Here is a 12,215-nt window from a genome sequence, read left to right on the forward strand (position 1 = left end):
CCGGGCCGCTTCTGCGGACGGGGACGCTTACCGGCGGGCGTCGCGCTTGCTGTCCGCGAGGGCGCTCAGCGCTCGCAGCGCCGGAGAGCGGCCGGCCCGGGGAACCGTCCACAGCACCTGGCCGCGGACACCCCAGCCGGCGAGCAGGGTGTTGGCCGCGAGGAACCCGGTGGTGGCTGCCCGCTCCATGAGCGCGACCGGGAGGTCGCACCGGATCGCGTCGCCGGCGAGCATGAGCCACGCGTGGGGCGTCCGCACGGTGGGGCGGCGGCGGTGGGAGCCGACCGGGAAGAGCGGGCAGTCCGAGCGCCACTCGTGTCGGGCGTCGACGATGCGCGCCTCGCACGTTTCGGGATACACGAGGCGGAGCTGTTCGATGAGCGCGTTCTGCACGCTCTCCGGTTCCGCGTCGGCTGCGACGGCGTAACCGTGGAGTTCCACTACCGAACCCTGGTTGCGTGCGGCCCAGCGCGCAGCCTCTCCCTCGTAGCGTTCCAGGACGCTGATGTTGTCCAGCCCGCTGTACCCGCTCGTGCCCAGGAAGGCCGGCCGGTCCGCGCGGACCGGCCGGTCGAGCCAGAGGCGGGAGACCAGGAAGGGCGGGGCGGTGCGAACCGCGGCGATGCCGTCGCGCCAGGCGGGGGTGCCCAGGGCGGGCGAGGCGGAGACGACCTGTCGCAGCCCGCCCGTGTCGAGGGCCAGCACCACGGCTTCGTGACGGTCCACGCCGGTGTCGGTCCTCACCTCGGCTCCCCCGCCGTCGCGCGGGTGCACGCCGTGTACGGGCGTGCCGGTGCGCAGCTCCGCCCCGAGGCGCTGGAGGTAGTCGCCGAGCGGTTCCCAGAGCGCCTGCGGAAAGGGGTCGTTGGGTACGTCGAAGAGCAGGCCCTCGGCCGAGCCGAGGAAGTAGATGTGGAACATCAGCAGTAGTTCCGCTGCGGACAGTTCCCTCGGGTCGGCGAAGAAGCTGCGCGAGAAGACTTCGAAGGCCAGGTGGTGGGCGGCCTCGGGAAACCGGACGCCTTCCAGGAAGCCGGTCGCGCTGACCTCGTCGAAGCGCTCGTAGACCTCGGGCACGCGAATGTCCAGGAGCGGCAGCGCGGCACGGGCGTTCATGGTGGCGAGGTCACGCCAGCCGAACGTCGGACTCAGCGCGACGAATCCGAGTGCGCTGAACGGTGGGGTGCGTGGAACGTGGGCGAAGCTGTCGGTCAGGCCGCCACTGTGACGCAGGGGGTAGTCGGCCAGGGGGGTGAGCCGCCCAAGGGTGGGGTCGGTGCGTCGCAGCAGGCCGCGCAGGTTGTAGTACTGACGGAAGAAGGCGTGAAAGCCGCGGCTCATGGTCGCCATGGAGCCGTCGGCCAGGCGGGTGCGGTGGCCGGAGAGGCGGCCGCCCAGGGCGTCCTCCCGTTCGTAGAGGGTCACGCGGGCGCCGCGTTCGGACAGCAGGGTCGCCGCGGCGAGACCGGCGATGCCGCCGCCGATCACCGCGACGGACGGCGCGTGTCCCGGCTCGAAGCGGCTGCGGCCCGGTGCGGGCATCACGACCTCGGCCTTGCGGTCGCGGCCCCTCCGGGCGGAGCCGCGTGGTCGCCTCGCGCTCACCGGGCGCGCCTTGGAGCGGGGGCGGTGCCGCGGCCGAGGTCGGGCACTGCGTGGTCGAGGTCCCGCGCCAGGTCATGGTGGTCGCGCAGCAGTGTCATCGGGGGCCCTTCTCGGTCCGGGGGGCGGGGTGGAAGCGGCGGGGCAGGAACGGGACTTCGATGGCGGTCCGAAGCATCGGAGCGATGGGCGTGCTCAGCCCGATGCGCCACTCCTCCCAGGGTGAGGTGGCGCCGTCGAGGAAGCGCAGCAGGCGGGCGGGAGGGGTACGGCGGAAAAGGGCGGTGAAGAACTCCGGGCCGTTGATCCGTCCGGTGTCGAGGGCGCGCAGCAGCACCGCGTCCATGGCGAGCGCGCGACGGCCGTGGGGTGGGGGGACGGTGCCGTGGCCGTCACGCACGGCGGCGGCGATGGCCCTGCTCTGCCGCTGCACCGCTGCGAAGGTGTAGCCGGTGGCCGGCCGGGTGGCGCCGCCCGCGGTCCCGATGCGGAAGACGGCCGGCCCGATGCGCCGGGGGAAGCGCGCATCAGTCATGGGAATGAGGCCCTGCTCCGCCGCCTCCACCGTGAACGCACCGAGGCCCAGCACTTCGCGGCTGTAGCGGTCGAGCGCCGACTCGTACGCCTGGGTGGTCAGTGGTGCCCTGGAGAACTCGGTGTACTCGACGAGTGCCCGGTCAGCCGACAGCGGCAGGACGTAACCGAAGGCGAGCCCTCGTGGCGGCTGCGGCACCCGGAAGTCCATCAAGTCGGCCACCGCGGGATCGAAGCGGTCCGTGGGCGTGCGCACGAACCAGCCGCGGAAGTGCTGCACCAACTGCGTCCGGGCAGGTGGCAGGGCGGGCAGGGGCCGTGAGTCGAAGACGCGGCGGGCGCGCAGGGTCGATGTCCGGCCGTCGGGCTCCGTGCAACGGACCTCCGCACCTCCGGGCACATCGCGCACGGTGTCCGCCGTTGCTCGCAGGACGCGTCCGCCGGGCGCACGGTTCAGACGTGAGTGCGCCAGCCGTTCGAACGCCGCGGAACGCACCATGCGGTAACTCAACGGCGCCGGATCGACGGTGAGCGCCCGGCCGTCGGGACCGTGCACGCGGAGCAGGGACCAGGTGGCCTCGACCGCCTCGTCGAAGTCACCGACGCCTTCGTCCCAGTAACACCAGGTCCGCTCCGCCGGACGCGAGGGGCCATCCGGCGGTTCCACCACTGTCACGCTCGAAGTGCCGGAGTCGACGAGCCGGCACGCGAGGCTGAGGCCGGCGGCGCCGCCGCCGACGACCACTACCTCGGACACCTCCGCAGCGCGCCGGCTCACCGGGCCCGCCGTTCGACGGCAGGGCCACGGTGCGGGTCATTGCGCCGAAGGCCGGCATCAGCCGTCGGTACGTCCACGACGGCACCGGCCGCAAAGACACGCTCATCGTGCGTACCCACACTCCGCTCCCTTCGCCCGGGTCGACGACTGCGGCGCTTCCACCGCCCGAGGAGCGGAGCCTTCTTCCCGCGATGCGCTGTCGGCAGCGTGATGATATGTGCCGACCGTCCGCCCTACCGGTAATGACAGGTCATGTCAGGGACGCCGTCGTCGCCCTTCTCGGGTGCTCGACCTCGTCGGCACCGGCACGGTGCGTACGCGCTCACACCTGGCAGGCAGCTCCGGAGGCAACGCGTCCTGGAGACAATGCACAAAGGGGGCGAGGGGGAGAAGATGGACGTATGGCCTCTTCAGCAAACCCTCCGGGAGAGACACCGCCTGTTGAGGGATCGATCAGCGAAGCGCACCAAGAGCGCGCGGACGGAGGCATGTGGGAACACCCGGGCATCTGGGTGGGTCTGCTCCTCCTCGGTTCCGTCATCATCGCCGCGTTCTTCGTGGCTCGAATCTTCGGATACGGCTGACCGTACGTTCCCGGGCTCGGGCCTCTGGGGAGGGACGTCCCGCGTCGTTCTCCGCCCCGTCACTCGGACATGGGACGATCATGCAGACGTTTCTCCCCTATCCCGACTTCGCCGCGTCAGCGACCGTGCTCGACCGGCGACGCCTGGGCAAGCAGCGCGTCGAGGCACTTCAGGTGCAGCGCGGCCTGACCGTCCCCGGCTACGGCTGGCGGCATCACCCCGCCGTCCGCATGTGGGCCGGCTACGAAGAGGCGTTGGTGCGCTACGGGCTCGAGATCTGCCGGGTATGGACAGAAGCCGGCCACGGGGACACGTGCGCCGCCTCGCTGATGACCGACTTCGCGGTGCATCACCCCGGCGCAGCCGTGCGCACGCAGGAGCAGCTCACGACGGATGGCGAATTGCCGCCCTGGCTGGGAGACCCCGCATTCCACCGCAGTCATCGGTCGGCGCTGCGGACCAAGGACCCGGCCATCTATGCGCCCCTGTTCCCGGATGATCCCGAGGGTCTTCCCTATGTGTGGCCCGCTTCGGACCGGTCTCGTTGAGTGCGGCCCGCTGCGGCGGGCCACAGCATCGGCACGCGCGGAGGGCCATCGGCCTCCACACGGATGGCGGCAGTCGCAGAGGGTGCGTCCACGCCTCTCTGCGCGTAAGCGGTCGGCCGCCTTCGGTCCGCCGGTGCCGACGGCCGGACCCGGTCCTACTTCGTCGGGTCGTGGCCCCAGTTCATGAGCGAGTAGCGCCACCGGGTTTCTGTGATGTCTCCTTCGGGGCGCTGCCCGGTGTGCCGTCGCACATAGGCGCTGACCTTGCGCATGTGGGCGAGGTCGCTCCCGCTGAGGTCCCCCTTCTTCGTGCGGAGCAGCTCCACGATCCGACGGCCCGAAGCGTGACCGGTCGACTCGGCGTCGTCGCCGCTCTTCTGCCCCACCTCGCGCGACTCGTCCGTCGCCAGCCACTTGTCCAGTTCACCGGCGGTCATGTTGACCGATTCGCCGAAGCGGTCAATGACGTCCTGCCGGTCCTCGTCGTCCGCGCCGCTCACGAGCCGCCGCTCTTCTTGCGCAGCGACTCGGGCTTGTGCACGGCCGTCCTGTTCGTCTTGTCGCTCTTGACCTCGTACTGAGGGTCGTCCTTCGAAGCGTCCACCGTACGACCGGCGGCCTCGGTACGCCGGTCGATCTTCCGCGTGACGGAACCCTCGACCTCCTGCCCGTGGCTCTTCCACTCGACGTCGTCACCCTTGGACAGCTTCTTGCTCTTCTTCGTCATGAACAGGTGCCCTTCTCTCGTTGGTCTCAGCCGGCCCGCTACCCGCATACACCGGCAGACGACGGGGTTCGCTCGCCTCGGGGACCGTCAGCGGGCGCGTTTGCCGGCCGGGGCCTTCTTGGCGGCGCGGGGCGTGGTTTTGCGGCCGGCCGGCTTCCCGGACGGAGCGGCGGCTCCGGCCGCACGGTCCTCGGTTCCGGCGTCCTCGGTGGTGAGGGCCCCGGAGCTGTTCTCCAGGTGAGCGCGCACGAACCACTGGAACTGTTCCAGGGAACGTAGGTGCTCGATGAGGAGGTCCTCGGTCACCGGGTCAAGGGAGGAGGCCTTCGCGGCCGCCTTCCTGTGGTCCTCGATGATGCCGGTGTAGACGAGGTCGAGTGCGCCGAGATGGGCGATCGCGTCGGCGCGCCCGATGCTGTAGTCGTCCCACGTACGAGCGGCCACCAGAGCCCCGGGGGTTCCCTGCGGTTCGCCGCCGAGCGCGGCGATGCGCTCGGCGACGGCGTCGGCCATGCCTCTCACGGCCACGGCCTGGGGGTCCAGCATCTGGTGCACCGCGATGAAGTGCGGGCCGACCACGTTCCAGTGGATGTGCTTGAGGGTCAGGGCCAGGTCATTGAGGGAGTGCAGGCGCAGAGCCAGCAGGTCGATGATCTGGCCTCCCGTCCTGGTGCTGAGGCCGGGCACGGTATAGCGGATCTGTGAACTCTGAGGCGACATGGGACTCAGGTGCCGCGTTCGACGGCTGCCCAGCCTCGACCGGCCCCGCATCCACCCGACTGCCCCGCAGGGAGGGTCCGACCGGCCCAGCAGCCGAGCGGTAGCCGGCCCGGCACACTCGGCAGTCGCCGCACCACCCCGATCCCGGCCCGCCGCGCCACCGCCTCCGAACGGGCGCAGGGTTCACACGACTGCGGCGCATTCCGCCCCAGCCCTCGTCCGGAAGCTGCCGCCCTCGATGCTCCGCTTCGGGTACGGAGGTGAGGTGTGCTGGTAGCACGGCGCGTGTGCGGGGCAGGTCTGAGTACATGGGCGACGAAGAGACCAAGGAGCAGGACACTGCGCACCTGCGTCCTGCGGGCGTGAGCGACAAGACCGTGGAAGCCCTGGGAGCGTTATCGAAGGCACTGGAGACCACCGCACGGGCCCGCGGCGCGTTGTACGAGTTCCACCAGCTGACCGGGACCGCCGACTTCGAGGTCGGTGACGCCGTGCGCCTGCTGCGTGAGGCGGGGCATTCCGAGGAGGCCGACACGGTGGAGCGCGAGATCCTCGGGCGCAACGTCATCCCCGGTCACTGGACCTTCCAGATCGTCGAGGCCTACGAAGACACCTACCACCGCCCCTTCACCGACCTTGAGCAGCGGCTGGTCCAAGATCTGGCCCAGGGCCGCAACCACCTCTACGAAGCCGAACTCAAACGGACGCGCCGGCCCGCAGGGGGTACCCCGGAGGAGGGTGAGCACTGACGGCTGCCGGAGCGCCTCCGGCAGCCGGCCGCATGCGGCGCACCGCTCCCCCACAGGCCGGCCGCGTCAAGAGGAATCCGTGAAGTAGGCCGCCGCATCAAGGGCGTTGAGCGCGACCCAGCGCTGCGCCGTCGCCTCGGCGGGCGCCCGGCCGCTACCTGCCGAGGCGAGGAAGAAGCCCTGCACGTCAAGAGCGATGCGGGGGTCGTCGTCGATGCGCCGCGCCATGTCGTAGTAGACGGACAGCTCATGGACACACCGCTGGGTGGCGGCCGGGCAGGAGCACGCCACGCTGTCGAGGGCCGGGGCGGGCGGATGGCCCGCCTCGGCGATCGCGCGATACAGGTCGTCGGTGAGGAGGGGCTGGATGCCGCTCAGCCGACGGGAGATCTCGGCCGTCGTCCCCGGGGACATCGGCGCCACCGCGATCGTAACCACCGAGGTGCCGCGGCCCCGGTGCACGACGGCGCGCACGGTCCGGTCGTCGAACGTGATCTGAACCTTCCCGTCCTGTGCCGCGCGGCGTGCGCTCGGCAGCTGCGGATCAGGGCGGGTCTGGCGCAACGACTCGGCGAACCGGACCCAGTCCTTGCCCCACTTCGTGTAACCGTAGTCGCGGTCGGCCATGGTCAGTTGCCTCGCTTCCGGCGCAGGACCTCGATGAGACGGTCGTCGTCCAGCCGGGTCAGCTCGGCGACGCCCGATGTGTCGGCGATGTCCGACAGCGCGGACTTGCGCCGGTGCATGGCCGCGATGTGCTCCTCGACAGTGGAACCGGTGGTCAGGGTGGTGACGGTGACCGTGCGGGTCTGACCGATCCGGTGGACCCGGTCGGACGCCTGGGCTTCCACGGCCGGGTTCCACCACCGGTCGAAGTGGATGACGTCGGCCGCGCGCGTGAGCGTGAGCCCGGTGCCCCCTGCTTTCAGACTGAGGACGAGCACCTTCGGACCGTCGTCGGACTGGAACCGGCGGACGATGCCGGCCCGCTGCTCCTGGTTCAGGCCACCGTGGAAGAACGGCGTACGCACCCCGAACTGTTCGGCGAAGTGCCGGACCAGCAGCTCACCGGTCTGCCGGTACTGGGTGAAGACGAGGGTCGGAGAGTCGTTCTCCACGTTGTTGGCCACGATGTCGGCGCACAGATCGAGCTTGCCCGACCTGCCCGACAACTCACCGAGGTCGTCCGTGATCAGACCCGGGTGGTTGCAGACCTGCTTGAGTGACGTCAGGACCGCGAGCACCCTGGTCTGCCGCTGGGCGCCGCTGCCGAAGCCGTCGTCCACGACCTGGTCCAGCAGCCGGTCGTACAGCTGCTCCTGCTCCTCGCTGAGGTCGCAGATGAGATCGGTGTGGATCTTGGGTGGGAGTGACCCTGCGACCTGGGACTTCTTCCGCATCAGCACGACCGGCTCGATGGCCCCGCGCAACCGGGCGGAAGCGGCCGGGGAGCCGTCCGCGATCGGCCGCACGAAGCGACGGCGGAACTGCGTCCGGTTCGCGAACAGCTGCGGTGCGACCAGATTGAGCAGGGCCCACAGCTCGTCGAGGTGATTCTCGACGGGCGTTCCGGTCAGGGCGATGCGCGCGTCGGCCGCGAGGGTGCGCGCGGCCTTCGACACCTGCGTACGGGGGTTCTTCAGGAACTGCGCCTCGTCGAAGACGGCGGTGCTCCACTGGACCCCCGCCAGGGCCGGGCCGTGCATGCGCAGGGTGGGATAGCCGGTGAGCACCACCGTGCCGCTGCCCACCTCGGTAAGCGGCCCGCCGCGCCAGATCGTGGTCCGCAGTCCGGGTGCGAACCGCGCGATCTCGTGCGCCCAGTTCCCCACCAACGACGTGGGGCAGACCACCAGTTGCGGCGCCGCCTCGGCGCGTCCGGCGACACAACCGATGGTCTGCAGGGTCTTGCCGAGTCCCATCTCGTCGGCCAGCACCGCACCGCCGTGCATCTCGATGGTCTCGCACAGCCAGCTCACCCCGCGCACCTGGTACGGCCGCAGATCGGCGGTGAGCGCCGTGCGCATCTCGGCCCCGACCGCGGTGGTGCGGCGGAAGACGCCGCCCGCGTGCTCTGCCGTCGTCACGGCGACACCTGTGGGGTCGGGGACCGCGTGCGCGGCGATCGGCAGGGCCGACTCGCCGCCCGCGATCCATGACCGCCAGGCCTCCACCGACCGGCCGGGCGAGTCGAGGGGCACGGCCGCGAGCCGGTCCGGCTCGATCAGCACGCAGTCGACGTCGGACACCTTGAGCCTGCCGAGGTCCGGCGTCGGCACGGCCAGGGGAACGGTCTCGACGTCGCCGACCGGCGGAGCCGCCCCCACGGCGCCGTCGGCCCAGGTCCACAGGGCGAATACGTGCCGGTCGGGCAGGTAGGTGGCCTGACTGTCCGACCGCTTCTCGGGGAGTGTCTGTCTGGTTCCCATGCGTCAGCGGACCCTTACGTCGTCGCCCTCGCGGACGAGCCGGGCAGCGGCTCCGGTCCTGGGCGCCCCGTCCGTGGTCGGGACGTCTCCCTGCGCGGGCTCCGGCTCGCGGACCGCGCGCAGGGCCAGCAGGAGTACCGCCGCACCGAAGAGCGCGATGAGCATGATCCAGATCGCCCCGACGTGCATGGCGTGGATGAACGCGTCATCGGCGGCATGCCCGAGCGCGGGCAGGTGGGACGTCGTGGCGACGTGCCGGGCCTGTTCGGCGGATACCCGCGCCTGGTCCCGCGCCGGTCCGGGGACAGCGTGCAACGAGGGTTCGATCGCGCCCCGGTACACGATCGACATGATCGTGCCGCCGACGGCGATCCCGATCACGCTGCCGGTCTGGCGCACGGTGTTGGTGACGGCCGAGCCGGCGCCGGCGCGTTCCAGGGGCAGGGTGTTGATCAGCGCCGCGGTCACCGGACCGAGCACCATGCCGATGGACAGGCCCTGGACCAGCAGCAGGACCTCGATCAGGACGAGGGGAGTGCTCAGGCCGAAGAGCCCGTACGCGCCCATGGTCAGCGCTGCCACGGTGAGGGCCGGCACGGCGACGAGCCTCAGCGACCACCGGCGCACCAGGCGCGCGCCCACAGGTGCCCCCAGGATCGCGCCGAGGGCGGTCGGGAGGCCGGCCAGACCCGCCTCGATCGGCGTGTAACCGCGGGCGCCCTGCAGGTAGAACGCGTTGTAGAAGGTGATGGCGGAAATGGCGAACAGAAGGACTCCAAGGGCCGCGTTGCCGCCACCGAAAGCGCGCTGGGCGAGAAGCCGGGGGTCGAAGCTCGGCATCTTGCTGCGCAGTTCGACGCGGACGAACACGGCCAGCAGGATCAGTCCGACGACGATCGGCGCCCAGACGTCCGTACGCCCCCAGGCCGCTACCTGCCCCGAGCGGATCAGTCCGTAGGCGAGCGCCGCCAGGCCGCTGGTCGACAGCAGCATTCCGGCCGGGTCCAGCGGTCGCACGAGGGGGCTGCGGAAGTCCGGGACCAGCAGGACGATGCCGATCAGCGCGAGGATCACGACCGGGACGTTGACCAGGAAGACCGAACCCCACCAGAAATGGTCGAGCAGCACGCCGGTGAGCACCGGGCCCACGGCCATGCCGACGCCGGCGGAGGTCGAGGAGATGGCGATCGCGGTCGACCGCCCCGGGCCCGTGAAGGTCCACATCAGGATGGCCATGTTGCCGGGCATGATCAGCGCGCTGCCGACCCCCATGGCGGCCCGCGCGGCGATGAGTTGCCCCGCGTCGCCCGCGAACGCCGCCCACACCGAGGACGCGGCGAAGACCACCAGGCCCGTCGCGAGCACGGTCCGGTGACCGAAGCGGTCGCCCAGCGCGCCCGCGGTGAACATCAAGGTGGCGAAGGCCAGCGTGTACGAGCCCGTGGCCCACTGCAGCTCGGCCGGACTGGCGTTCAGCCCACGGGCCGGGTCCGCGAGGGTCTCCAGGGTGGTACTCAGGACGGTGTTGTCCAGCCAGATCAGCAGTGAACACACCATGAGAACGGCAAGAATCAACTGCTGCTTGGAATTCGGCAACGTCGATGTAGTCATGAACACCTTTGTATGCGGTCCGGAAAACCTGACGAGCGGACCGTAAGCAAACTTCAGGCGAGTGTCAATCCCTTGGCGAACCAATAACGGTCGGCTATTTCCGACGCATCCGAGGGCATGCCGCCCAGCATTCTGTCAATTCTCGAAGAGGTGACCGGACCGCGATTTGGGACGGCCCCGAGGGCATGCCACCACGCGCTCTGTCAATTGCCGAACCCGACGTTTGACCTCGCGGGAATTTCGTGCCCCACCCCGCGTCCTGCCCCTGCCCTGCCGCACGTTCGCTTCCGGGGGCACAGGGGCGGGCACCTCCGCGAGTGCGCCTGCCCTTTCGGCCCGCTGATTCACGAACGCCCTTTCCCGCATATCTTCTGAAGGCGAGAATCAGAATTCGCCCGGGTCAGCGGGCGAATTCGGCGCGGGATCTCCATGGGCGGCAGAGGAAGACCCCCGCAAGACGAGCGGCCAAGCTAAGGCGACAGTTATGTCTCGCGGCTCTAGTCCCCCGCGATGGAGAAGGGGCCCCGCAGTGGGTGGAATATCTCGCGGATGGAACGGTTGAGTTCAGCGCCTGATATCCCGTGACCGCGCTGACGAAGAAACGGACGCCCGCATCCGATGGGCGCACCGGTTAACGTCGGTCCTTGGCGGCTTCTGCTGGTGGAAGGCGACCGGGAGCTGGTGGACATGCTCTCCGACATACTGCGGGACCAGGGGTACGCGGCCGTCGGCCGGCGAGGCCTTCATCTCGGCCTTTCGCAGCGGTACGACGTACTCGTCCTGGACCGACGCCTGCCGGCGCTCGACGGCCTCCGCGTTCTCAGCCGGTTACGGTCCCGCGCCGTCCGCACACCGCTATTGCTGCTGACCGCGCGCAAATGCCCGAGGTAGTGCGTCTTCCGGGCGAGTTGGACCGAGTGCGGGCCGACGACGTGGATCACCGCCGCCTTCTCCACAAGGCCGTTGGCGGTTTCGAACGCGGAGTTCCCCTTGCCGATGACCAACACCCGCTGCCTGGTGCAGGACGTGGGATCGATCCCGAAGGTGTCGTACCGTTCGGCAAGTTCGGGGCCCGGGACGGGTGGCTCGTAGAGCTGGGAGACTCGGAGCGACGGAGCTCGCGCTCTCCCGGGTGACCTCGGCTGACACGCCCCAGCACCGCCGACACGGCAGCGGCTGCCGGCGCACCGGGGCGCCGCCTTCAGGTGCCGTAGGAGACTCGGACCTCCTCGAAGCCCAGGGAACGCAGCAGGCCCTCCAGCATGCTGGTCGTGTTGGCCTCGGCCCTCGTGGTCAGTCCGCTGCCCTTGGCGGCATCACCGATGTGCGAGACCGCGAGCTTCTGCACGGCGTGTTCACCGTTGGGGTTGTCCGAGAACAGGTCTCCGAGACGGTCGAGCAGGCCGCGTTGTTTGGAGACGGCGTAGGAGTGGTCGGCATCCAGCGCGGGCTTGCCGAGTTGCGCGTGCGGGAGCCGGAGTGTGGCCGAGGTGCGGTCGTCGTTCACCGTCACGTCGTTCTCGCCGACCTTGCCGAGGTCGACGTACGCCTCCACCGTGCCCGCACCCACGTAGAGCGTGCGGGAGCCGCGGACGGCGTCCGGCAGGAACTTGGCGTCCTTCTCCAGGTCGACGACCACCTGGAAGTTGCCCGAGGCGGCGTCATAACGGCTCATGTCCTTGATGGACTTGAGGAGAGCGGGGCCCGAGCGGTCCGTCGTCTCGGTGCCCAGCAGATCTTTGATGCCCGGCAGCACAGCCAGCCTGATGCCGGCGAACAGAACCGCGAGCACCACCACGAAGGCGGTCACCACCTTCGCCCAAGCGGGCATGCGTCTGGGTAAGTGCCTGAGAGGAGTCGTCATCCGGCGGCCCTCCTTTCCTGTACTCCGGATGCCCCCAAAAATCCTTGCGAGACGTGCGCACCCCCGCGG

General features: G+C 70.1%; 13 protein-coding genes and 1 pseudogene. 4 read left to right on the forward strand and 10 right to left on the reverse strand.

Going from position 1 to position 12,215, the window contains the following annotated elements; all coding sequences use genetic code 11:
- Positions 1–27 precede the first annotated feature (27 nt).
- Both ACFYPA_RS21315 and ACFYPA_RS21320 read right to left on the reverse strand, forming a co-directional pair.
- The gene (locus tag ACFYPA_RS21315) at positions 28–1,542 is read right to left on the reverse strand and encodes an FAD-dependent oxidoreductase (protein WP_389133821.1); all 1,515 of its coding nucleotides are present in this window, start codon (positions 1,540–1,542) and stop codon (positions 28–30) included.
- A gap of 157 nt (positions 1,543–1,699) precedes the next feature.
- Positions 1,700–2,893 (reverse strand): lycopene cyclase family protein, encoded by a 1,194-nt coding sequence (locus ACFYPA_RS21320; protein WP_389133519.1) that lies wholly within the window; start codon positions 2,891–2,893, stop codon positions 1,700–1,702.
- Positions 2,894–3,315: 422 nt separating this feature from the next.
- Here ACFYPA_RS21320 and ACFYPA_RS21325 point away from each other — a divergent pair, with 422 nt between their 5' ends.
- Complete coding sequence (locus ACFYPA_RS21325; RefSeq protein ID WP_359085672.1) at positions 3,316–3,498, forward strand: DUF6480 family protein; 183 nt, start codon at positions 3,316–3,318, stop codon at positions 3,496–3,498.
- Positions 3,499–3,578: 80 nt separating this feature from the next.
- Complete coding sequence (locus tag ACFYPA_RS21330; RefSeq protein ID WP_389133522.1) at positions 3,579–4,046, forward strand: MSMEG_6728 family protein; 468 nt, start codon at positions 3,579–3,581, stop codon at positions 4,044–4,046.
- A 155-nt stretch (positions 4,047–4,201) separates the two neighbouring features.
- Here the strand turns inward: ACFYPA_RS21330 and ACFYPA_RS21335 are convergent, their stop codons facing one another.
- The 3 genes from ACFYPA_RS21335 to ACFYPA_RS21345 form a co-directional block, all read right to left on the reverse strand.
- Positions 4,202–4,546, reverse strand: a complete 345-nt coding sequence (locus tag ACFYPA_RS21335; protein ID WP_359319990.1) for a DUF3140 domain-containing protein — start codon at positions 4,544–4,546, stop codon at positions 4,202–4,204.
- Positions 4,543–4,773 carry a DUF2945 domain-containing protein gene (locus ACFYPA_RS21340; RefSeq protein ID WP_359319991.1) on the reverse strand — a complete coding sequence of 77 codons (231 nt, stop codon included), beginning with the start codon at positions 4,771–4,773 and terminating at the stop codon, positions 4,543–4,545. The genes ACFYPA_RS21335 and ACFYPA_RS21340 overlap by 4 nt, the downstream gene beginning before the upstream one ends.
- Positions 4,774–4,860: 87 nt before the next feature.
- On the reverse strand, positions 4,861–5,493 hold the full coding sequence (locus ACFYPA_RS21345) for a DNA starvation/stationary phase protection protein (RefSeq protein WP_359319993.1): 633 nt from the start codon (positions 5,491–5,493) through the stop codon (positions 4,861–4,863).
- Positions 5,494–5,801: 308 nt separating this feature from the next.
- On the opposite strand from ACFYPA_RS21345, the gene ACFYPA_RS21350 reads away from it, so the two are divergent.
- Positions 5,802–6,242, forward strand: a complete 441-nt coding sequence (locus ACFYPA_RS21350; protein ID WP_389133526.1) for a hypothetical protein — start codon at positions 5,802–5,804, stop codon at positions 6,240–6,242.
- A gap of 66 nt (positions 6,243–6,308) precedes the next feature.
- Here ACFYPA_RS21350 and ACFYPA_RS21355 read toward each other — a convergent pair whose 3' ends face one another.
- The 3 genes from ACFYPA_RS21355 to ACFYPA_RS21365 are packed head-to-tail and all read right to left on the reverse strand — an operon-like array spanning position 6,309 to position 10,282.
- The gene (locus tag ACFYPA_RS21355) at positions 6,309–6,869 is read right to left on the reverse strand and encodes a hypothetical protein (RefSeq protein WP_389133529.1); all 561 of its coding nucleotides are present in this window, start codon (positions 6,867–6,869) and stop codon (positions 6,309–6,311) included.
- Positions 6,870–6,871: 2 nt separating this feature from the next.
- Positions 6,872–8,671 carry a DEAD/DEAH box helicase gene (locus ACFYPA_RS21360; protein WP_389133531.1) on the reverse strand — a complete coding sequence of 600 codons (1,800 nt, stop codon included), beginning with the start codon at positions 8,669–8,671 and terminating at the stop codon, positions 6,872–6,874.
- A gap of 3 nt (positions 8,672–8,674) precedes the next feature.
- A complete protein-coding gene (locus ACFYPA_RS21365; RefSeq protein ID WP_389133533.1) occupies positions 8,675–10,282 on the reverse strand; it encodes an MFS transporter in 1,608 nt (535 codons plus the stop codon).
- A 618-nt stretch (positions 10,283–10,900) separates the two neighbouring features.
- On the opposite strand from ACFYPA_RS21365, the gene ACFYPA_RS21370 reads away from it, so the two are divergent.
- On the forward strand, positions 10,901–11,173 hold the full coding sequence (locus ACFYPA_RS21370) for a response regulator (protein WP_389133535.1): 273 nt from the start codon (positions 10,901–10,903) through the stop codon (positions 11,171–11,173).
- A gap of 26 nt (positions 11,174–11,199) precedes the next feature.
- Here the strand turns inward: ACFYPA_RS21370 and ACFYPA_RS21375 are convergent.
- Together ACFYPA_RS21375 and ACFYPA_RS21380 are read right to left on the reverse strand one after the other, a co-directional pair.
- Positions 11,200–11,487 (reverse strand): annotated as a pseudogene (locus ACFYPA_RS21375) (hypothetical protein); the annotation flags it as partial.
- A complete protein-coding gene (locus ACFYPA_RS21380) occupies positions 11,484–12,146 on the reverse strand; it encodes a DUF4230 domain-containing protein (RefSeq protein ID WP_359085662.1) in 663 nt (220 codons plus the stop codon). The gene ACFYPA_RS21380 and the pseudogene ACFYPA_RS21375, both read right to left, overlap by 4 nt.
- Positions 12,147–12,215: the final 69 nt, after the last annotated feature.

Source organism: Streptomyces sp. NPDC005775, assembly GCF_042871565.1.
GTDB lineage: Bacteria > Actinomycetota > Actinomycetes > Streptomycetales > Streptomycetaceae > Streptomyces.